The organism is Alcanivorax jadensis T9 (genome assembly GCF_000756655.1).
GTDB classification, from domain to species: domain Bacteria; phylum Pseudomonadota; class Gammaproteobacteria; order Pseudomonadales; family Alcanivoracaceae; genus Alcanivorax; species Alcanivorax jadensis.
Window position 1 is genome coordinate 288,515 of record NZ_ARXU01000003.1, and the last position, 19,403, is coordinate 307,917.

General features: G+C 58.6%; 23 protein-coding genes. 10 read left to right on the plus strand and 13 right to left on the minus strand.

Annotation, left to right across the window (positions count from 1 at the left end; all coding sequences use genetic code 11):
• Window positions 1-33: 33 nt before the first annotated feature.
• On the plus strand, window positions 34-366 hold the full coding sequence (locus T9A_RS05980; protein ID WP_035245991.1) for a Na+/H+ antiporter subunit G: 333 nt from the start codon (window positions 34-36) through the stop codon (window positions 364-366).
• A gap of 997 nt (window positions 367-1,363) precedes the next feature.
• On the opposite strand, the gene yihA is transcribed toward T9A_RS05980, so the two are convergent.
• A complete protein-coding gene (gene yihA, locus T9A_RS05985) occupies window positions 1,364-1,996 on the minus strand; it encodes a ribosome biogenesis GTP-binding protein YihA/YsxC (protein ID WP_035245992.1) in 633 nt (210 codons plus the stop codon).
• Between the two features lie 169 nt (window positions 1,997-2,165).
• On the opposite strand from yihA, the gene T9A_RS05990 reads away from it, so the two are divergent.
• The 5 genes from T9A_RS05990 (at window position 2,166) to T9A_RS16580 (ending at window position 5,515) form a co-directional block, all read left to right on the plus strand.
• Entirely contained in the window at window positions 2,166-2,459 is a 294-nt protein-coding gene (locus tag T9A_RS05990) for a c-type cytochrome (protein WP_035245993.1), read from the plus strand.
• Between the two features lie 23 nt (window positions 2,460-2,482).
• Window positions 2,483-3,124, plus strand: a complete 642-nt coding sequence (locus T9A_RS05995; RefSeq protein ID WP_035245995.1) for a c-type cytochrome — start codon at window positions 2,483-2,485, stop codon at window positions 3,122-3,124.
• A gap of 173 nt (window positions 3,125-3,297) precedes the next feature.
• Complete coding sequence (locus T9A_RS06000; RefSeq protein WP_035245997.1) at window positions 3,298-3,933, plus strand: thiol:disulfide interchange protein DsbA/DsbL; 636 nt, start codon at window positions 3,298-3,300, stop codon at window positions 3,931-3,933.
• An 11-nt stretch (window positions 3,934-3,944) separates the two neighbouring features.
• Window positions 3,945-4,847, plus strand: coding sequence for an endonuclease/exonuclease/phosphatase family protein (locus tag T9A_RS06005; RefSeq protein ID WP_035245998.1), 903 nt, complete (start codon window positions 3,945-3,947; stop codon window positions 4,845-4,847).
• 173 nt (window positions 4,848-5,020) lie between these two features.
• On the plus strand, window positions 5,021-5,515 hold the full coding sequence (locus T9A_RS16580) for an NUDIX domain-containing protein (RefSeq protein ID WP_198030625.1): 495 nt from the start codon (window positions 5,021-5,023) through the stop codon (window positions 5,513-5,515).
• Between the two features lie 23 nt (window positions 5,516-5,538).
• On the opposite strand, the gene T9A_RS06015 is transcribed toward T9A_RS16580, so the two are convergent.
• The 8 genes from T9A_RS06015 to T9A_RS06050 form a co-directional block, all read right to left on the minus strand.
• Window positions 5,539-7,221, minus strand: a complete 1,683-nt coding sequence (locus T9A_RS06015; RefSeq protein ID WP_052042542.1) for a bifunctional helix-turn-helix transcriptional regulator/alpha/beta hydrolase — start codon at window positions 7,219-7,221, stop codon at window positions 5,539-5,541.
• 154 nt (window positions 7,222-7,375) lie between these two features.
• Window positions 7,376-8,830 (minus strand): hypothetical protein, encoded by a 1,455-nt coding sequence (locus T9A_RS06020; RefSeq protein ID WP_156964844.1) that lies wholly within the window; start codon window positions 8,828-8,830, stop codon window positions 7,376-7,378.
• Between the two features lie 14 nt (window positions 8,831-8,844).
• Complete coding sequence (locus T9A_RS06025) at window positions 8,845-10,005, minus strand: S41 family peptidase (protein ID WP_035246001.1); 1,161 nt, start codon at window positions 10,003-10,005, stop codon at window positions 8,845-8,847.
• Window positions 10,006-10,074: 69 nt separating this feature from the next.
• Complete coding sequence (locus tag T9A_RS06030) at window positions 10,075-10,707, minus strand: LpoB-related protein (RefSeq protein WP_035246002.1); 633 nt, start codon at window positions 10,705-10,707, stop codon at window positions 10,075-10,077.
• A gap of 38 nt (window positions 10,708-10,745) precedes the next feature.
• Window positions 10,746-11,579 (minus strand): hypothetical protein, encoded by an 834-nt coding sequence (locus T9A_RS06035; protein WP_156964845.1) that lies wholly within the window; start codon window positions 11,577-11,579, stop codon window positions 10,746-10,748.
• Window positions 11,576-12,022 carry a putative periplasmic lipoprotein gene (locus T9A_RS06040; RefSeq protein ID WP_035246006.1) on the minus strand — a complete coding sequence of 149 codons (447 nt, stop codon included), beginning with the start codon at window positions 12,020-12,022 and terminating at the stop codon, window positions 11,576-11,578. Before T9A_RS06040 ends, T9A_RS06035 begins: the two co-directional genes overlap by 4 nt.
• Before the next feature lie 20 nt (window positions 12,023-12,042).
• Window positions 12,043-13,296: a COG3014 family protein gene (locus tag T9A_RS06045; protein ID WP_198030626.1), complete on the minus strand. Its 1,254-nt coding sequence runs from the start codon at window positions 13,294-13,296 to the stop codon at window positions 12,043-12,045.
• A 313-nt stretch (window positions 13,297-13,609) separates the two neighbouring features.
• Complete coding sequence (locus tag T9A_RS06050) at window positions 13,610-14,962, minus strand: deoxyguanosinetriphosphate triphosphohydrolase (RefSeq protein WP_035246007.1); 1,353 nt, start codon at window positions 14,960-14,962, stop codon at window positions 13,610-13,612.
• Between the two features lie 136 nt (window positions 14,963-15,098).
• Between T9A_RS06050 and T9A_RS06055 the strand changes: the two genes are divergently transcribed.
• Together T9A_RS06055 and T9A_RS06060 are read left to right on the plus strand one after the other, a co-directional pair.
• On the plus strand, window positions 15,099-15,773 hold the full coding sequence (locus tag T9A_RS06055) for a type 1 glutamine amidotransferase domain-containing protein (RefSeq protein WP_035246009.1): 675 nt from the start codon (window positions 15,099-15,101) through the stop codon (window positions 15,771-15,773).
• Window positions 15,774-16,018: 245 nt separating this feature from the next.
• Window positions 16,019-16,495: a glutathione peroxidase gene (locus tag T9A_RS06060; protein ID WP_035246011.1), complete on the plus strand. Its 477-nt coding sequence runs from the start codon at window positions 16,019-16,021 to the stop codon at window positions 16,493-16,495.
• A 114-nt stretch (window positions 16,496-16,609) separates the two neighbouring features.
• On the opposite strand, the gene T9A_RS06065 is transcribed toward T9A_RS06060, so the two are convergent.
• The 4 genes from T9A_RS06065 to trhA all read right to left on the minus strand — a co-directional run bounded on the left by T9A_RS06065 (window position 16,610) and on the right by trhA (window position 18,655).
• On the minus strand, window positions 16,610-17,032 hold the full coding sequence (locus T9A_RS06065) for a DUF6691 family protein (protein WP_035246012.1): 423 nt from the start codon (window positions 17,030-17,032) through the stop codon (window positions 16,610-16,612).
• Window positions 17,029-17,469: a YeeE/YedE family protein gene (locus tag T9A_RS06070; protein ID WP_035246014.1), complete on the minus strand. Its 441-nt coding sequence runs from the start codon at window positions 17,467-17,469 to the stop codon at window positions 17,029-17,031. Before T9A_RS06070 ends, T9A_RS06065 begins: the two co-directional genes overlap by 4 nt.
• Window positions 17,466-17,777: an ArsR/SmtB family transcription factor gene (locus T9A_RS06075; RefSeq protein WP_035246015.1), complete on the minus strand. Its 312-nt coding sequence runs from the start codon at window positions 17,775-17,777 to the stop codon at window positions 17,466-17,468. Before T9A_RS06075 ends, T9A_RS06070 begins: the two co-directional genes overlap by 4 nt.
• 218 nt (window positions 17,778-17,995) lie before the next feature.
• On the minus strand, window positions 17,996-18,655 hold the full coding sequence (trhA, locus tag T9A_RS06080; protein WP_035246017.1) for a PAQR family membrane homeostasis protein TrhA: 660 nt from the start codon (window positions 18,653-18,655) through the stop codon (window positions 17,996-17,998).
• Between the two features lie 36 nt (window positions 18,656-18,691).
• On the opposite strand from trhA, the gene T9A_RS17170 reads away from it, so the two are divergent.
• Both T9A_RS17170 and T9A_RS06085 read left to right on the plus strand, forming a co-directional pair.
• Entirely contained in the window at window positions 18,692-18,919 is a 228-nt protein-coding gene (locus T9A_RS17170) for a hypothetical protein (RefSeq protein WP_198030627.1), read from the plus strand.
• A complete protein-coding gene (locus T9A_RS06085) occupies window positions 18,916-19,362 on the plus strand; it encodes a Dps family protein (RefSeq protein ID WP_035246021.1) in 447 nt (148 codons plus the stop codon). Before T9A_RS17170 ends, T9A_RS06085 begins: the two co-directional genes overlap by 4 nt.
• Window positions 19,363-19,403: the final 41 nt, after the last annotated feature.

Sequence of the window (19,403 nt, forward strand, 5' to 3'; positions counted from 1 at the left end):
CCTGGCACCTGGTGTCAGGCAAGTGGAGCTTTTATGGACGTCTTGATTGAATGGCTGGTGGCGATTTTTGTGGTGGTGGGCGGCATTTTTGCGCTGATCGGGTCCATCGGTCTGGCGCGGTTGCCGGATTTCTACACCCGCCTGCACGGTCCTACCAAGGCCACTACCCTGGGAGTGGGCGGCACCATCATTGCGTCACTGCTGTTTTTTTCCTGGCAGGAGCGCGGCCTGCAACTCCATGAGGTGCTGATCACCCTGTTCCTGTTTATCACCGCGCCAGTGTCTGCCCACATGCTCGCCAAGGCGGCCATGCACCGGGATCTGAAACGGATGAAGGGCACGCGCGGGGAGCCGTGGAAGCAGTAAAAGCGGCAAGCCACAAGCTACAACGCGGAACTGGCAGGACGAGGCGGGAGGGCCGTGCCCGCGATTTAGCGCCGGGTTTGTATTCTGGAATCGCGGAGGGGCGGGTTGTCGGTTGGCTGCAGCTTTTACCGCGTTGAAGCTTGAAGCTTGAAGCTTGAAGCTCGCTCGATCGTAAAAAATGTAAAAGGTGAGGCTGGCAGGAACTTTCGGAAAAACGCTGCGGTCCTAAAGAATAGCTACGGATTGGCACCCCCCGATCCCCCAGTACCCTCGCTGATCCGTAGCATTTTGGACTCCCCAATCTCTCCCCAGAGGTTGGGGCGGCAAGCCTCCCTGGCAGCACAGTCGTTCCCTTCCCCCAAGATTGCTGCCAGGGATTTTTTTTGCCTGCCGTTTGTGCTGGCAGGCCTCAGCAAACTGCAAAATCTTCGCGTTTTTATCTCAGCTTGCTGGCTCTCATCCAGTATCAAGCAATCGTTGTGCCAGATTTCCCCGTGTGGTTATTACTGCTTCTTGATCAGTGAGATAGGACATTTTTTCAGCGTTCATCCGGGTGTTCGTGGCGCACCGTGGTGGGACTGGAGTGCCCTTTAGCGCCAGTTTTGTGACGCACATCGACAGTCGGGCAAAAAAAGGGGATGAAGGGCTGGAACTTTTTCCAGAAAACGGCAGTCTCTATAAGTGCGACGGGCTGGAACCCCCGATCCCCCAGTACCCTCACCGGTCCGTCGTGTTTTACCCCGGCCCTCTTCCCCCAAAGAGACCGGGGTGGCAAGCCTCCCCGGCAGCAAGTCGTTCCCTTCCCCCAAGAATTGCTGCCGGGGATTTTTTTGCCTGGAAGAAAGTGGCGAGGTACGGGTACCGAGTTGCGAAAACCTTTCAGAATCCCCAATGCTTCGTTAACACCGCTTGCCTGCAAGCCATTGGGCATTTTCCAGAGGCCCAGGGCGTCAGTAGGCCGGCTGCCACAGAGGCAGGTTTCGAAACTCGCGACTCGTCACTCGCTCCGATCAGGTGCTGCTATCTCCAGCCATTCCCCCAGTTTCTCCCAGGCGTCATCGCAGCCGGTACCGTTGGTGGCGGAAAATAATTGCAGCGATAGGGGTGCGGGGTGTCCCTTGAGCTGGCTTTGCACCTTCAGCAGGGTGGATTTGGCCGCGCCAAACTTCAGTTTGTCGGCCTTGGTCATCAGGATATGGATGGGCATGTTCGCCTGGGCGGCCCATTCCAGCATCATCAGATCGAAATCCTTGAGCGGATGGCGGATGTCCATCATCAATACCAGCCCCACCAGCACCTGGCGTTCAGCCAGATAGTGGTCCAGGTGCTCCTGCCATTCGTTGCGTTTGCTTTTGGCGACTTTGGCATAGCCGTAGCCGGGCAGGTCCACCAGCCGGCGCTCGTCGTCCAGGGAAAAGAAGTTGATCAGCTGGGTGCGGCCGGGGGTTTTGGAGGTTCTTGCCAGGGATCTCTGGCCGGTCAAACGGTTGATGGCGCTGGACTTGCCGGCGTTGGAGCGGCCGGCAAAGGCCACCTCCCGGCCCTCGTCAGGCGGGCACTGGTCCAGGCGCTGGGCACTTTGCAGGAAACTGGCCTGATGGAGCAGGATCTCTGCTGGATGTTGTGGCATAACCTTACCCTTCACATGGAATATGACGGCGCGTGCCAGACTGGTATATAATCCCGTGCGCCTGGCCCTCCTGGCGATTGCCAGGGCGGTCGACGTTCTACAAGGGTTTGGCGGGAAAGGCAAATCCACACTTCGCCAGCGGTTGACGCCAGCATAGCAGAGGTAGGATATGAAGGGTTTGGTAGCAGGTATTGCATTGATCATGATGGCAGGAGCGGCCAGCGCCGCCACCGTGGAAGAGCGCTATAATAGTAGTTGCACCTTCTGCCATACTTCCGGCGCCGCCGGTGCCCCCAAGGCTCACGATGAAGCCGCCTGGAAGCCGCTGTTGGGCAAAGGCATGGATACCCTGGTGAAGCACGTGAAGGAAGGGTACAACGCCATGCCGCCTAAAGGCATGTGTAACGATTGTAGCGACGACGAATACCGTGCTCTGATTGAGTACATGTCCAAAAGCAAATAAGACGCTGTACGAAAGGATAGGCCATGAAGTTTTTCAAACTGTTCGTGCTGATGGCGGCTGCCGTAGTAGCCAACCCGACTCTGGCTGCAGGTGATGCTGAAGCCGGTGAAGCAAAAGCCGCTCCCTGTGCCGCTTGCCACGGCCCCGGCGGTAGCAAGCCGATTGCTGGTAACTACCCGAAGCTGGCGGGTCAGGGTGAAGCCTACCTGGTCAAGCAGCTTCAGGATTACAAGTCCGGTGAACGAGACAATGCCATTATGGCTGGTCAGGCTGCCAACCTGAGCGAGCAGGATATGGCGGATCTGGGCGCCTATTACGCTTCCCAGGAAGCCGAGGCCGGTCAAGCTGACCCAGACTGGGTCGAGCAAGGCGCCAAGCTGTACCGCGGCGGTGATATGGCCAACGGCCTGCCGTCCTGCTCCGGTTGCCACGGCCCGGCGGGTCAGGGTGTCGATGGCGCCAAATATCCGCACCTGGCTGGCCAGAACGCTCAGTATGTGGAAGAGCAGCTGAAGGCTTTCCGTGCCGCTGGCCGTAATGACCTGGGTGATAACGTGATCAAGCGTACCAATGATCCTGCCAGCATGATGCAGACTGTTGCTGCCAAGATGAGCGACTCCCAGATCAAGGCGGTAGCCAGCTATATTACTGGTTTATCCAAATAGAGCTGATTGGTTACGGTTTGTAGAAAAGGCAGCCTGCGGGCTGCCTTTTTCGTTGTTATCATGAAAAGATAAATGGCCCTCCCTGCGCTGACGGTTTTTTTGCCTGGCCGCGGGAGAAAATAATGATTCCGGCGGTCCTACCGTGCGGAGACCAACAATAAGGAGAGGAACCGATGCTTCGCTTTGTGACGGCTTTGCTGATGAGTCTGGGCCTGGCAACCGCTGCGGTTGCGGCCGAAGAACATGCCCGCTTTGCTGTGGATACCCACTACAAGATTCTTGATGTGCCCGGCAATGTGAGTGACCCCAGCAAGGTGGAAGTGCGGGAGTTCTTCTCCTATGCCTGCCCCCATTGTTACTCTCTTGAACCTGCGGTAGATACATGGCTGGAATCCAAGCCGGACTTCATCGATTACGTACGCACGCCGGTGCTGTTCCTGCGTAACGCCGAGCCGCTGGCCCGCGCCTACTATGTGGAAGAAACCCTGGGTCTGACAGAGGAAATCCATGCTCCCCTGTTTGATGCCATTCACAAGCACCGCGAGCCGCTGTTCAATGAGCCGGCACTGGCCAACTTCTTCCGCAAATACGGCGTGGAGCCGGACAAGTTCAACCGCCTGTATAGCTCCTTCGGTGTGTCCACCAAGGTCCGTCAGGCAGAGGCGCTGACCAAGGAATACAAGATTCCCGGTGTGCCCAACTTTGTCGTGAACGGAAAGTACCTGGTGTTGCGCGAGAACCTGAAGACCCCCGACGAGCTGTTCGAGGTCATCGAGTATCTGGCCAACAAGGAAAAGACTGGCGGTTGATGTAGACCCCTATGCTGCTGGATCGTGCACGAACCGCCTATCGAGACTGGAAAGCCCGCCCTGCGGGCTTTTCCTTCGCTCGGCAAGGGGTGCGACGCACCCGTCAAACTCGTGAAATCCTCCTTCCTGACACGAGCATCAAGCTGCTCAGCTTCAATATCCAGGCCGGTATCGGTAGCCAGAAGTTTGGCGATTACATCACCGGTAGCTGGAAGCATCTGGTCGCGCACCCGCGTAGCGTAGAAACCATTGAACAGATTGCCGAGGTGCTCAGCCACTTCGATGTGGTGGGTCTGCAGGAGGTGGATGGTGGCAGCCTGCGCTCACGCAACATGAATCAGCTGATGCACCTGGCATCGTTGGGCGACTTTTCCTTCTGGCACCAACAACTCAACCGTAATCTTGGCCGCCTGGGCCAGTTCAGTAATGGCTTTCTCAGCCGTCACCAGCCCTTTGAGGTCAAGGATCACCGGCTACCCGGGCTGCCCGGTCGCGGTGCCATTCTGATCAAGTATGGTCACCCGATACAGCCTCTGGTGGTCGTGGTGGCCCACCTCGCCCTGGGGGAGAAGGTACGCAATACCCAGCTTGCCTACCTGGCCAGGCTGCTTGAAGACTATAAGTATGTGGTGGTGATGGGTGACTTCAATTGCCGCCTGGAGCACCTGGAAGCCTCGCCGCTGGCAAGCCTGGGGCTGCGGACCGTGGAGGCAGACAGCCTCAACACCTATCCGAGCTGGGCCCCGGATCGACATATCGACCACATCCTCCTTTCCCCGGCGCTGCAATGTCGTCACACCCGTGTGCTGGCAGATTGCCTGCTGTCTGACCACCTGCCCCTGGCCACGGAAATCCTGGTCCCGGACGAGGTGATCGCGGCGACGCGGGAGCATCGGTTGCCGCTTATCAGTTAACAATGAACAGTGAATAGTTCGCGATTGAGTTTATGGGTTACTCCAGCCTTTGAGGCCGCGCCACATTATGGGTCGCGGCCTCTTGCGTTGGGGGGGGGGGGTAAAAAGCGTTGCCCGCTTTTCACTCTTCACTGTTAACTATTGAGTCCCATAACTGGCCCATGGGGAAAAACATGAAGCGAATGCTCTATCTGCTTTGCTTGCTGCTGCCCGGCGTGGCCCTTGCCGATTGTCCCCGGGTGCCCGGCCAGGAAGACGATCGACGCGCCAATGCGGGTTGTCTGATTCTGCATGACGACAAGGTGCTTCTGATTACCCATCGCTGGGGCGGCAAATTGGGGGTGCCTGGCGGTACCCGTGAAGCGGATGAGCTGGCCCAATGTACGGCGCATCGGGAGACGAGTGAGGAGACTGGGCTCGCGGTCAAGGTGGGACGGCGCCTGGTGGTGATGAAGAACGGCTTTCATCTCTACCGTTGTTATCCAGAGAATGCGTCGTCGCCAGACTCGTTGCCAGTGCCGACCTCGGCACTGACTGAGGTAAAGGCGCTGGATTGGTACTTGCTGGATTCGCTGGACCGGGACCGCTGGCGTTTTGCCTACCAATTTGACCTGTTTCTGGAGGTGGCGAGCAACGCCATTCTGGAGGAGCAGGCAGGCCAGCAATAAATCACGGCCAAGCGGGCAGCGGATCAGGCGCGCTGCGTGATGGTCTGGGACACCGACCCCGCCAGGGCCTCGATAAACTGTTGCCAGCACTCAATGACCGGGTAGCGGCCCTGATCTTCCAGCACATAAAACTCGGCGCCGGGGATCGCCTGTGCCATCAGCCTGGCTGGTTCCAGCTGCACGCTGCGATCCAGGGCGCCATGCCAGACCGTGGTGGGGATGGTGATGTCCGCCAGCTCGAACCCCCAGGGTCGCAGTACCCGCAGATAGTCATCGATGATCACTCTGGCCCCCTGAAACCAGCGCTGCCGTAATTGCGGCAGGGTGATTGCCTGCACGGCCGGGTCGTTGATCAGGCTGGCGTCCTTGTCATCCAGCACCCGAGAGAAAAAGGAAAAGAATTTTTCCGGTGAGCGGTTCACGCCGCGCAGGGCCAGCTTGCCCAGGGAAATAAAGAGACGGGGGTCCCGGTCCACCATTTTCAGCAGCCGGTTATGCATTGGGTCCAGTTGTCCCGCCTGCATGTATTGCCAGGGTACGATGCTGCCAATGACGCCGACCCGCTCGAACAGTGACGGATATCTGGCCGCGGCGGCCAGGGCGTAGGGGCCGCCAAAACAATAGCCGGCCAGAATGGGTTTTTGCAGATTCAGTCGTTCGCAGAAGTAGCGCAGGTCCTCGGCGAAATCCACGAAATTGCCGTCCGGACAGGGGGTGGAGATGCCAAAGCCGGGGCGTACCACCACCAGCACTCGCAACCCCTGCGAGACATACCATTCATGATGAGGTTCATGACAGGGCAGGTTGCCCGCCTGGTTTTCCATTACCAGCAGGGGCTTGCCTTCCGGGCAGCCATACTCGAACCAGCTCAGTACCCGATTGTCGGGCAGCACCATAAAGCGCTCTTCGCGACCATCATGGGTGGCGAGGGTCGGGGTCGCCAGCAACGCATGGCTCATGGCCCGGCTGACCAGGGCGACCTGACTGCTGATACCTGTTTTTCCCATGATTGATTTGAGTTGGGTGCGGGCGGTATGCACGCTGACGGAGAGTAGTTCGGCGCTCTGACTGAGGTTTCCCACCTTGCAAAGCAGATGCAGCAAACGGGCTTCTGCCGGTGAGATACCGAACAGGTCCGCCAGTGACCGGACCGAGGGCGCGGCGACGCTGCGGTCGGCAAAGACCCAGACCACAGTGGTAATGCGTGACACGTCATCTGGCGCATCCGAGCGGAATACCGGCATGCACAGCAGCACCAGTTTCTCCTGCTCGGAGTGCAACAGCTGGCTGTCGCGGCCCCGTTGTAGGCGAACAACCTGTTGCAGTTGCTGTTTGAGAGTGGGGTCGCTGAGCATCAGCGCGCCGCCATCGGCCATGCGTAGCGGGCCCGAGGCCATGATGCGATCTGCTGCCGAATTGTGTTTTACCACATGTAGCTGGTCATCCAGCATCAGCATGGGCCAGGGTAGACGGTTGGTCATGTCGTTGAGGAGATGGTTCTGGTCTTCCTGGGAATGCATGTGGTTGCTGCTGCGCACGGCACGATCCAGGTGCTGCAGTAGCGATTCCATGGATTCCAGGTCCTGGTTCTCCTGCTGGCACCAGTCGATCATGGGCTCCAGCAGCTCGCCCCAGTCACCCGGCGAGAGAGCTGTTTCGTAGATGCGTCCTATCAGGGCATCCCATTGTTTTCGTTCGGCATCCATGTGAATTCCCCTGTTCCCTCTATGAGAACTGTATCAAATTTTGGGGAAAAGGTTAGGTAGGCCAAGACACCGTGGAATGATTACGGTGTTGGGAATGGTTCGCTCTCTTTCGACTCAGGGTGAGCCTGATCCGAAGGAGAGCGAACGAAGAGAGTTATTGTGCAGAAGCCAGCGATTTCATTAGCCCTGGATAGATGGCATCGGCTGCCTTGATAGCATCCTGGTAAGTGCTTTCATTGGCGTAGTGTGTTTTTAAATAACGAGCCATGTCATCCAGGTTGCGGAATGAGAGGTCTGAAGTGGTGCGGATGTAATCCATGCCCCCGGAGCTGTTGATGGCGGTAGTTCGCCCCACTTCCTTGCCGAGTTTTGAGCCGAGGATGCCGCCAATGAAAGGCACATTTTCCAGTGCTTTCTGCCCCGCATAAGCGCCCACGGTGGAACCGATCGCACTACCCATATTCGCGTTGATGGCGTTGTCGACCCATTCCGCGAGAACACCGTCACTGGTCCACGGGTTCATATACTCACCGCTGTTATCCGGTATCAGCAAAGCCGCAGTGACATTGTCCGATTGGCTGTTTCTGGTAGCGGCCATGGCGGGCGGTGGTGTCCGTGAGGTGCTACGAATCATGGAGGCAATCAGATCGCTTGACAGGCCCATCCTGCGCAAGCGTCGGGTTTCTTCATCATCGAAGCTTTTGTAGGGGCCTTGTGTCTCTGTTCTGGCAGCTAGCACTGTCTGGCTGGTCCCTTTTTTGATGGCATCTACCAGGTCAATGACTCGCAGATCTTCAGGCCCGATAAACCACAGGGCGTCTTCCTCTGGGAGCATCGCTGCGTAGCCTGGAAAGAGCGCGACGTTTTCCCGATGCCAGTCTAGCGCGTTGCCACGGGGAGTGTGGCTGGCCAGATTGCCGAGAATGTCACCGGCAAACAGGCTGCGAGGATTGTCGATCAGCCATTGGCGCTGTTCCAGGATGTCTTTCCCGGCCACCTCTTGATCGTATTGATGCTTTTCAGCAGTAACCCATTTCTCCAGCGCTTGCAGGTGGCGACGCATCATATCGTTGGACAGGTCCTCGGAGGCGATGGCCGGGTCTTTTTTTCCAACGAAAAGCGCAGAGGGAGAATAAACCGATATATAGCTTCGAATCTTGCCATTGGCCTGGGAGGTGAAAAGGGTTTCGCCTCCGGTTGCCACTGAGAGTTCGCTATCAAACTCTATATCGGAGCTGCTGGGCAGAGTGAACAGGGAACCGATATACATGAGGAAATGGCCCCAGTTCATTTTGATCGTGGAGTTTTCCATGCTGACAGCCAAGTTGGCAGACTGACTGGTTGATTCGTCAGCGGATAGCCCTTGTATCTGCGACTCCATGGAGTTTTCGATAGCAGAGGTTATTTTTGTCCATTCCGGGCTTTTGACCATTTGAGTTTTGCTGGTCACTGTTGCAGGGGCCGCTTGAAAAGCAACGGGCAATGAGACGCTGCCTGTCTCGGGAAGCACTTCTCCCTCTGTCGGCACATAACGATAGGACATGCAGCCGCTAACCAGGAGGATGCTGGTCATGACCAGGGTGAGAGGGTAAACGGATCGAATTGACATAGTGGGTTCCTGAATCAGCGCGCCGAGTTGGCCACGGCGGTTTGCAGGCCCGGATAGATCTTGTCGGCGGCCTTGATTACGTCCACAAAGTTGCTCTTGGTGCTGTGGGTGGTGGCCAGCCATTGCGCCATGTCACTCATGGAGTTGAAGGAAATGTCTGAGCTGCTGCGGATGAAGTCCCAGCCGCCGGACGCTTCCAGGGCGGTGTTGCCGCCCACGGCCTTGCCAGCCTTGGAGCCCAGGAATCCGCCCAACATGCCGCCGAAGGGCACATTTTCCAGTACCTTGTTGGCCGCGTAGGCGCCAGCAACGCCACCGACTGCGGAGCCGGTGGCCTTGCCCATGGAGACGTTGATGGTCTTGTTGACCCATTCGGCGGTGACGCCGTCGCTGGTGTATGGCGAGAGGAATTGGCCGCTGTTGTTCTTGAGCGCCAGGCCATCGATTTTCTGTTGCTGGATGGCGGCCAGCTGTTCGCTGGTTTGCTCGCGGCGCTCCAAGACTACGTCACGGGTGCCGGCAGTGCCCGGAGACATGATGCTTAGTCGTGCGAAGGTGCCTGGCTCTCCACGCATTTGCGCAACCAACTGGTGCAGAGTCTGGCCGGCAGTGGGAGTCATCTCTCCGTTCTTGCCATCGCCGATGGCAACGATTAAATCGCCGCTCTGTAGCAGGCCGCTCTCTTCCGCTGCGCTCAACGGTACCAGGCTTTCCACTTTCAGAAAGTGCTTGTCTTCAGTCTGGTGGATTCGGATCCCGAGCAGACCATCACCGAGAGGTTCATCGCTTGTCGATACGCCCTGGGCTCCCGTCGAGTTCGGGTCGAGAGTAGCCCAAACCTGCTGACCGCCTTTGCCATAATCAATACAGCGCCAGGCACCGACAGTGTGTTCGGCCTGGACCTGAAAGCTTCCCGAAGGGACCACTAGGGAGTGGTACATCAGCTTGCCAGATGACACTTCGGTCTGCAGGCAGGCGGCGGTTTTGTTGTCACGGGCCTGAAAGACCTGCTTTTGATAGGCCTCGGAACCGGTTGACGATGTAACCGGGCCGTTGACGGTGGTCACGGCGGGGCTGCTTGTGCCACCTTGTTGATAACTGGAGGCGCAGGCGGCGAGTAGTGCAGAACCCAGCACGACCGCCCCCAAGCGGATGCAGGTAAAAATACGTTCCATGATGGTGTCTCCTGATAATACCTGTCCCTGCGGGCGGTCGTTCCCGTGGCGTCCGCGGACAGTAAAGGGTTAGCGGTAAAGCACGTTATCCTGGGTGGCCTTGCTCATTTCAAAGCCGTCGCCCCACACCAAGGTGCCCAGCTCCATGTCTACCATTTCGAAAGAAATGTAGTGGTAGCGCTGGCGCATCTGGCTTTGCCGATCAATGGCGTCCTGGGAGGTGATGGTGGCGAACATCTGGTAGTCGACCCCGGCGGTGGCCTGGGTCTTGCGGATGGTGCCACCATCCACCAGGCCTTCGCGTTTGATTTCGCGCTCTTTCTGAATTGCCGCCAGGTTCTGGCGATTCACGAACACCATGCGGCCGTTGGCGGCACGGGTGAGCTCGATTTGCAGCCGTTTGGCAAGCATGTTGAGGTTGATCACCGAGGTGCTTTCGTTCTTGAAACCTTCCATATCAATCAATACCCGGGGCGGGGTAGGGCGGTTGGAGACCATGGGATTGGATAGCAGGCTGCGCATCATTTTGTCGGTCATGGCGACCACGTCCTGGGATTCGATACCGACCCCCTGAACCCGCCCGGCACTGCCTACGTCCTGGTATACGGAAGGCTGTCCGGCGGCGTTATCGACCCGCGACGGCGCACAGGCGCTGACCAGCACAGCGGCACCGAGGATGGCGATGGGTTTGAAAGCGTTCATGGTGTTCCCCTCATGGAATTCGTGGATAAATAAGGTGCTTACTGGCTCATCTGGGCCATGGTATGCAGAGCAATTTCCTTGCCGGTGGCGCTCATGGGCTGCGGGCGATCGCGCTTTTCGAAGCCGCTTTCAGCCACCACCCAGGCATGTTGGTCTTCACTGCCTGGCGGTTTGCCATCGGTGTTGAAAACCGCGAGCACGCTGGCATCTTTCACGGACAGCACGCGCACCTGGTAGAGGCCATCGCGGTCAAATTCGCTGCCTACCACCAGTTCCAGTACATAATCCGCTTGCTGGGACAGAGCGCGCATCTGCAGGCGCAACTGATCCGGCGAGGCGCGTTCGAAGGTGCCGTCTTCCAGGGCGTTATCGGTGATGCGCTGGGCCATGGCTTGATCAATGACGGTGGCGCCGCCTTGCTTGAAGGCGCTGATAAGCCCGCCCTGCAAACCCATGGCAATGGCGTTGCGATCGCTGGTACGTAGCCCGCCGCGGCTTTCCTGTTCCATCGTCAGGGTAGCGCGGCCTTTTTCTTCGCGGGCCTCCTTGCCGGTGACGCTGAGCTCGCCCTTGGCATTGAGACTGCCGCGGTAGTGGCTGTACCAGTCGCTGACGCGGCTGGGGAATTCACGATTCCAGAACACCGCAATACGTGGTTTTCCCTGGTCGGGAAAGGCCTGACGAAAACGGCTGATGATGTCCTGCTCGGGCGGGCGCTGAGATTGATCACGCAGGCTTTCCGCGTAGGCTTCCTCGCTCATGGGAACCTGGGCCGGTGCCATCATTTCGGTAGCAGGATGGTCCTGTTGAGAAAGAGCCTGGCTGCTGAGAAGCCAGGTAAAAGGGAGTACGAGAAGGGTCGACGTTTTCATTTTGCCTGCCTCACTTCCACCCGGTATTTCAGTTGCGCGGTGGTGGTGGATTTTTCCAGATAGACACTGGTGGAGTTGGCGGGAACCACCACTCGTTGCCAGCGGGGAGCTACATCGGTAGGAATTTCGGATTGATCGAAGAACTGGGTGCGTGCTTCGAGGATGCTGTTGTAGTCGGTGTGATTGCGCAGTACGACGAAGACTTCGGAGGTATTGGCCGGGGTGCGGCGAATGCCATGCTTGTCGGTAGTAATACGGAAGACCTTGTCAGGACCGGGAATGCCGCCGCTGAAATTACGGTTCAGATCGTAATCGGTAAAGGTGACGCTATTGTAGGTAGTGGGCGCTGTGCGCTGTTCCAATTCAAGCTTGCTGCTTGTCTGGCAACCGGCAATCAGAGCGCTGGCCAGCAGGCTGGCGGCGATGGCGAATTTCGCGTGCATGGTGTTCTCCATAACGTGGGTTAACGGGCACTGGCGAAAATGACGCCGTTGCCATTCTTGTCGAAGAAAATGCGGGCGGGTTTGCTGCCCGGCGGCTGGGTGATACCGGCCTTGTTGGTGAAGGTGACACTGGCGTTCTGGGTGTCCGGGGAAAGCCGGGCGCTGCCCAAATGCAGGGTGTCGGGCAGGCTGCTCCAGTAGCGAGTGTCAGCGCGTGTCTTGGCTCGAGCAGACATGCCCTGGGCGGCGACACCAATGGCGGTAATGGTGTTGAAGCCGGCGGCAAGGCCGCCACCGGCACCGGCGGCGATGCCGGTGATCAGGCTGTTGTCGCTGAGGCTGGTCATGGCGTCGCCCACGTTGCCGGTGGTCTGCTTGAACTGCACCTTGCCTTCGATGATGCGATCCACCGCCCGGCCGCCCCGGGTGGAAGCCTGGAAAAACACATCTTCCGCCGGGTAGAGGGTCTGATTGAGGCCATCACCGGCAATCTTTGCGCGGTTCTCGGTAAAGCCCTTGCCGCGACGGTAGACCAGCTCATAGTGACCGACGCCGTCGGCCAGTTTGCGTGGTGAGGTGCCGGTTTCGGCCACGATCAGGGTGTTGTCGCTGTCATCGGGGACCGGGCCGTCGGGGCGGAACTGACGGTATTCCTCGAAATGCTCGCCGGCGAGACGCTCGTTGCCATCCAGTCGCGCCGCCCAGCCGGCCAGATAGACCAGTGAGGCAAAGTCGGTGGTGTGCTGCTCTTCTTCGGCAAAAGCATCCTGCAGCAGGCCATTGAGAAAGGTGGCGCGGGCATTACCGTAATCGCCATCAATCAGGTAAATCAGTCCGCGATAGTAATAGACCATGGAGCGCTCATAGGGCTCGCCCTTGAATTCCTTTTCCCCTTCTTCGTACCAGAGGCTGCGTGCCTTTCGCGCGGCATCGTTGTCTGCATAGACGCTTTCGATATTGGCGATGGCCTCATCCAGGGTGCGTCGGGCGGTATCCAGATCCCCGGTCTTGAACGCGGTGGCACCGATTTCCATCAGATTCAGCACTTCATTGCGGCGCCCTTCCTGGAACAGCTTGCGCCAGGCGGGCTGCAGGGCTGCAGGCTGGCTAGCTACGTATTCCTGCTTGGCTGGGTCCAGCGGCGTCACCGCATATTGCTTGGGCCCGGTGGCGCAGGCGCTCAGCAGGCCGGCTCCGATCAGTGATAGCAGGAATTTTTTGCAAGCATAAAGGGGGCGTTCCCCTGAAACAGCAGGCGTAAACGTGTTAGCCATCAACTTCCCCGTTGGATGGATGCTTTTTGGTGTCGTGCGGGGCGTCCCCTGACCCTCACCCGCGCGAAACCGTTAATTATCAGTATTGAGCAGGCGCGTATAAGCGCGCATCCCCCATATGGGGGATAAGAGTATATTTCCCGGTAATGGTCACGACTTCCTTCGGGGCTGGCGAGGGAATTGCATTGATTGTCTGATCGCTACCTTGGGGGGAGCAGGGCAGCCGAAAATCCCAAGATGCCGGAACCATCATTGATTCGATCTTCCTGTAGTACGGAGGGTCAGTACTACTAGCGTTGAGGTGCCTTTATTATCAATACCGCGTTTCCGCCATTCCTGAAAACTGCTTGGCCAGATAGGTGGCATAGTTGTCTGTCATGCCGGCCAGAAAATCCAGTGCCCGCATGATGCACTGATAAATCCTTTCCTGTTCCGGCAGCGTTGCCAGATCCTCGGGAAAACTGTGGCGACCGATCAGATCAATGATGCGCTCGTGACGGTAGTTCCTGGCGTTGTCACAGGCATGGGACACCGCCGCTTCAATCAGGCCGTCCAGTAGCGCGCCCATCACTTCGAAGGCGCCGATTTCCAATTCGATTTTCCGTGGATGCTCGAACACTTTCGAGCGTGCCAGTTGCTTGGCGTTTTCCACTACATCCCGCACTGCCGGTTCGCAATGGCTGATCAGATCCCCTTCCATTCTGCCGCCCAGCAGGTTGTCGTGATTGGCGACAAAAGCTTCCACGCCGGCTTCGATAAAACGCTCAATGATCTTGCCGCGTAACAAGGCAGCCTTGCGACCGTCACGCAGGTCGGAATGGATCAGGTCACTCACTTCGGGCGTGTCCGGCAGGGCCGGTTGCAGCAAGGCATAGACCTCATCCCAGTGCAGCAGATCCATCTCCAGGCCGTCTTCCAGATCGATGATCGCGTAGCAAAAGTCATCAGCGGCCTCCATCAGATAGGCCAGCGGGTGGCGGCAGAAGCGGCCGGGGGATATCTCCAGCAGGCCCGTCGCTGCAGCCACTTCGCGGAACGCATCGGTTTCCGAGACAAAGGCGCTGTACTTGCCCGGCTTGCTGCTGGCGGCGCCGGCATCGGCGGACAGCCAGGGGTATTTCAGGAAGGTGGCCAGGGTGGCGTAGGTGAGACGCATGCCGCCATCGTACTGGTGGTATTCGCTCTTGGTGATAATGCGAAAGCCCTGGGCGTTGCCTTCGAAAAAGGTCAGGTCGCTTTGTTGTTGCGGGGCCAGCATATCGAGAAAGCGCTGCCCCCTTTCCTGGAACCAGGCGCGGATGGCTCGCTCGCCGGTGTGCCCGAACGGCGGGTTGCCGATATCGTGAGCCAGACAGGCGGACTGGACGATATCGCCAAAGTCGGTGGCGCTGACCGTGTCCGGCAGCCGGTTCTGCTGTTGCAGTCGCTCCCCCACGCGGATACCCAGGGTGCGCCCCACGCAAGACACTTCCAGAGAGTGGGTCAGCCGGTTGTGGACATGGTCGTTGGTGGCCAGCGGGTGTACCTGGGTTTTGCGTGCCAGCCGCCGGAAGGCCCCAGAGAAGATGATCTTGTCGTGGTCGCGCAGGAAGGCGGTACGGCCGCTTTCGTCCTTGGCGCTGCGACCGCCCAATCGGGCCTTATTGAGTAACTGGTGCCAATCCATACAAAAAAATCCGCCTGCGGGCTTGATGAAAAACGCCGTCGCACCCAACGTGAGAAGAATCAATCACAGCATGTTGCCACGGGCCGTGCTGAGATGAACAGAACAGCAACGCAGTTGAACACGAACGGGAGGCGTAATGAATCTGGATAAACCCCTGCTGATGCTGGTGACCAGCGCAGCGCAAATGGGCCAGGGTCAACAGACTGGCCTGTGGCTGGAAGAATTCGCGTTACCCTGGTTACTGTTCCGGGAGAAAAATATCCCGGTGGTCGTGGCCAGCCCCAGAGGTGGCAAGATCCCGGTGGACCCCAATTCCGTGCCGGATGATGAGCAGAAGGCCGAATGGACCGAAGCCATTGCTGCCCTGCAGGACACCTGGCCCCTGGAAGAGATCTGGGAAGACGGTTTTGCCGGTGTCTTTGTGCCCGGTGGTCACGGCGCCATGTTCGATATGCCCGATCACCCGCTGGTGGCGGCGGTGATGGAGCGTACCTGGGCTCAGGGCGGCTTGCTTGGCGCGGTCTGCCATGGTCCGGCGGCGCTGGTGGGGCTGCGCAATGAAGATGGCACCCCACTGGTGCAGAACTGCACACTGACCTGCTTTACCAATGAAGAAGAGCGGGAAGTGGGTCTGGATGAGGTGATGCCCTTCCTGCTCGCCACGCGCCTGGAAGAGCTGGGTGCCAAACTGGATCTGGCAGACAAGTTTGTCAGTCATGCGGTGGCGGACGGGCGACTGATCACCGGGCAGAACCCGCAATCGAGCCAGGCCGTGGCTGACGCCCTGGTTGATGCCCTGTACCGGGAATAGGCCGCCGGGCATTGCGGCTCGCGGCAAGCGCTTTCTGGAATCCACACGCCGCCGCGTTGCCGCTGACAATGCCCCCTGGCTTGCAGCGCACCGGCGACAGGGGTCTGATGGGAATGGCTGCACGGTACAGTCGCAAGCATCACCTGGAGACAAAATGCACTCCGGCACGGTTGCGTATAGACTCCGAACAGGCTCTAAGTTACGACATCGCGCCGCTGGGCGTTTGTTTTGTTATGGGAGACACAATGGGGATTTACGATTACACCGCTACTACCCTGAGTGGCGAAGACAAGGCGCTGGCCGACTTTAAAGGCAAGGTGCTGCTGGTTGTGAACACGGCCAGCAAGTGCGGCTTCACGCCCCAGTACAAGGGCCTGGAAGCGCTGTATGACGACCTGCAGGAAAAAGGCCTGGAGATTCTCGGCTTTCCCTGCAACCAGTTCGGTAAGCAGGAGCCCGGCGCGGCGGACGAGATCGGCGCTTTTTGCGAGAAGAATTACGGGGTCAGTTTCACCATGTTCGACAAGGTCGACGTGAACGGTGACAACACCCATCCGCTGTACGCCTACCTGAAAAACGAAGCCACCGGTGTGCTGGGCAGCAAGGCGATCAAGTGGAACTTCACCAAGTTCCTGATCAACCGCGATGGCAAGGTCATCAAGCGCTACGCGCCCACCGACAAGCCGGAAGCGATCCGCAAGGATATTGAAAAGCTGTTGTAGGAAGCGGTGTTTGTAGGAGCGGCGCTCGAGCCGCGAACCGTACCAAGTACGGCATCGTAGGCAATTTCGCGGCTCATACTCGTAGGGCACAGAGAGAGCCGCTCCTACGTAGCCTTAGCCCTTGCGCCTTTCCAGCCATTCAAAGGCCGCCATCCCCGCCATCATGGCGGCGACGAATATCACTGCCTTGAGGCTGCCGGTGCCCAGTGCGACCAGCGCCGGTCCAGGACAGAAGCCCGCCAGTCCCCAGCCAACCCCGAAACCCAACGAACCGAGGACCAGCCGCCGGTCCAGTTTGCGATTGCCGGGAATCTGGATGGGGTCACCACTCCAGGCCAGACTGCGACCCCGGGTGAGGGCAAAGCCCACCGACGCTACGGCGATAGCACCTACCATCACCAGCGCCAGGGACGGGTCCCAGGGGCCGGCCAGATCGAGAAAGGCCAGTACCTTGGCCGGGTTGGCCATGCCGGCCAACAATAACCCGGCGCCGAAAATCAGGCCGACGACAAAGGCGCTCAGTTGCGACCGCTTCATACCGCACCTCCCAGCAAATGGCGAACCACAAACACGGTGACAAAGCCGCTGCCCATGAAGGCCAGGGTGGCAGCCAGTGAGCGTGGAGACAGCCGTGATATTCCGCAGACCCCATGCCCGCTGGTGCAGCCGGCGCCGTAGCGGGTGCTGATGCCGACAATCAGCCCGGCGACAATCAGCAGCGGCCAGTCGGCGGCGATGATCAGCGGGGGCAGGGTGGCCGCCAGGCTCCACAATAACGGGGCGGCAACCATGCCCAGTACAAAGGCCAGTCGCCAGGCGCGGTCACCGGGGGCGGGACGCAGCAGCCCGCCGACGATGCCGCTGATGCCGGCAATGCGGCCGTTGGCGTGAATAAAGAGGGCGGCGGCCAGCCCGATCAGGGCGCCGCCGGCCAGAGCCGACCAGGGGGTAAAGGCATTCCAGTCGATAGTCATTGGGGCTCTCCACAAAAAAGGGTGTACAGAGTTTCCAGCACGGCCAGGGCCTTGGGGTCAGCAATGGAATAGTGCATCTGTTTGCCGTCCCGGCGACTGGCCACCAACCCCTCCCGGCGCAGGACGCCCAGCTGCTGGGACAGGGAGGGTTGGTAAACGCCAACCAACTCTTCCAGCTCGCTGACGCTGCGCTCGCCCTCGGTAAGCTGGCAGAGCAGCAGTAGCCGGTCCGGGTGCGACAGCGCCTTGAGCAGCTGGCTGGCTTCGGTGGCGTTATCGCGCAGGGCATCCATATCCAGAGTTTGCATGATACTTCCATAAAATATATTTAAATAAAATATATAATGAATGGTTGGGGCATGCAATAGGCTGACGCGTAACCAGTACCTCGTCGTTTGATTATCCGTTGGAGCTTTGCTTGCAAAGCGAAATCATGGACGCCCCCCCGCTTCGCCTTGCAAGCAAAGCTCCAACGCAACCCGCGCGCCTTGACCTGTTTGCTGTGCAGAATTCCCGGCTGCGGAGGCTAGACCGGCAGCACACCGTAATAGACGGCGAAGAAATGACAGATGCTGCCACCCATCACGAACAGGTGCCAGATAGCGTGGTTGAAGGGAATAAAGCGGTCGGCCAGGTAGAAAATCACCCCGGCGGTGTAGGTGATACCGCCGGCCAGGATCAGCCAGAAGCCCACCTCGTTCAACTTAGTGGTCAGTTCCCCGGAGGCGAACAGGATCAACCAGCCCATGGCCAGGTAAATGCCCACCCGCATCAGCTTGAAACGGTGCCCGTACATGGCCTTCAGACCGATGCCGATCAGCGCCAGTGTCCAGATCACCGCAAACAGGATCCAGCCGGTCTGGCCGCGCAGATTCACCAGCAGGAAGGGCGTGTAGGTGCCGGCAATCAACCCATAGATGGCGCAGTGATCGAGCATCTTGAACACCGCCCGCCATTGCGGGTTACGCAGGCTGTGGTACAGGGCGCTGGCGCTGTAGAGCAGAATCAGGCTGGCACCGAAAATACTGAAACTGACCACTTTCCAGGGGTCGCCCTGCAGGCTGGCGGCAACAATCAGTATCACCGTGCCGGCGACACTCAGGGCGGCGCCGATGCCGTGCGTCAAGCCGTTCAACCATTCTTCCAGAATAGAGTAATCCGTTTCCGGTTGCGGGGTTGCGGTCATTGACGAGGTCTTCTTGCGGCTGGAGGAGACTGCATCATGCCGAGCGCCAAAGGCGCCTGTAAAGCGCCAATTCGGACAGATGTGCACATCAGTGTTTTCTATCGATGTAATGAAAGCAATTTTCTGTTGATAGCGCGGGTGCGGCGTTACGGTAATCCTGATCCATGGCGAAACAGGGTTGAAGTTCCTGTTCTCAAGGCCATGTCTGTAAAGCAGAGCGGAAAATCCCGCGTCACATTTGCACAGCAAGGAGCCACGCAATGATTGAACACAACAAGCAGGTTGCCGAGCAGTTAAGCAAGTTGCTGGCCGAGAGCTACACCCTTTACCTGAAAACCCACAAGTACCACTGGAACGTGACCGGTCCCATGTTCCACAGCCTGCATCTGCTGTTCGAGCAACAGTACACCGAGCTGGCCTTGGCGGTGGACACCATTGCCGAACGTATTCGTGCGCTGGGCTGGAAGGCGCCGGGTAGCTATGCGGAGTTTGCCAAGTTGTCCACGGTGAAGGATGCGGTGGGCGATCCGTCTGCCAGTGACATGATCCGTGAACTTACCGAGGATCATCGCACCGTAGCTGAACAGGCCAACCGGGTTCTGAAGCTTGCCGGCGAGCATGAGGATGAAGGCTCCTCCACAGTAGCCAGCGACCGGATCGAGATTCACGAAAAAGCGGCCTGGATGCTTTCCGCTCATCTTGATTGATAGCCAATAGCAATCATTGAGATAGAGTTAATACGTTTTAA